This window comes from Halomonas flagellata, from assembly GCF_022487945.1.
GTDB classification, from domain to species: Bacteria; Pseudomonadota; Gammaproteobacteria; order Pseudomonadales; family Halomonadaceae; genus Halomonas; species Halomonas flagellata.
The window spans coordinates 1-1,071 of sequence record NZ_JAKVPY010000076.1; the positions used below are offsets into that span (position 1 = coordinate 1).

A 1,071-nucleotide genomic window follows, 5' to 3' on the forward strand; every position below is an offset into this window, starting at 1 on the left:
TCTCTTATGATGACAAGGTATTAGAACATCTTGATCACGTTTCTGAGAACACTCTCAAGCGCCCTTTAAATATTTTTGAGAGAGCCGCTTCGATTAAAAAAGATAAGGATAACGGCCTTTCTACTGAGCAAATTATTGCTATTCATGGGCTGTCTAATAAAACCGTTGTCAGTAAATATATGAGTGTTTTCCGCTTATCAAAAGCACAACAGAAAATTATTCAGGACTCTTTCATTAATGATTTAAATCTTATTAATAAACTTGCGAAAGTATCTGATGATGATATTAAAGAATTGCGTCAGCGCTGTGAAAGCGGAGAGCAGGCAAAAAAAGTAATTAGTGAAATACTGAACCGTAATATAGAGCGTGCTCCTAAAGAGCCAGCTTACCGTCTTTCTCTTTCTAAATCTCAATATAGCGTCATTCTGGAATTGTTAAATATCAACCCTGAAGACATTGATAACCCTGATGAGGACATTGAGACTATTCTTAAAAACAAGCTTGAAGAACTTTCTAGTCCCGAAATAAGAGAAGTAGCAGACAGTGAGTAATATTTTCAGGCTCGCGCGCAAAGAGGACTATTCTTATATCCCTGAGCTGGGACTATGGGAATTAAACTTTGATAAGCGCCCCGTTCGGGGCGTTCGCTGCGATGATCCTGAGGTTGGGGCTTATGATTATAACGAGTCCCGGATGAAGTTTAAAAAGGCGCTGATAGAGAAACAGATGCCGGATTATAAATTTGATTTCGATTCTGTTTTAAAGTGGGCTGCTGCTGACGGCTCCCCCGCACAGTGTCGGATCATACTTAACCTTTTTCATGCTGCAAATTTGGATGAATACAAACGCATCGCAATCTGTTTTATTCAGGATGATAAAAAAAACTACCCTTACCATCTTGATTTTGCGATTTTTTTTACAGGGTTCAACACCAGGTTAACAACCAACATCGACTTAATAGACCAGGTAGAGAAAAAAGCCTATGAGCAAGAACGTTAAAATTCCAGTCACGTTTCATGACATTACAACTGTCCTGATGTGGGATGATAGCTATAACAAGGATGATGTAAG

General features: G+C 38.7%; 2 protein-coding genes. Both read left to right on the forward strand.

Features of this window, described 5'->3' with window-relative positions; translation table 11 throughout:
- Window positions 1–551, forward strand: a 551-nt coding sequence (locus MKP05_RS21155; RefSeq protein ID WP_240570122.1) for a hypothetical protein, incomplete at its 5' end; no start/stop codon positions are given.
- On the forward strand, window positions 544–999 hold the full coding sequence (locus MKP05_RS21160) for a hypothetical protein (protein ID WP_053389857.1): 456 nt from the start codon (window positions 544–546) through the stop codon (window positions 997–999). The genes MKP05_RS21155 and MKP05_RS21160, both read left to right, overlap by 8 nt.
- Window positions 1,000–1,071 lie beyond the last annotated feature (72 nt).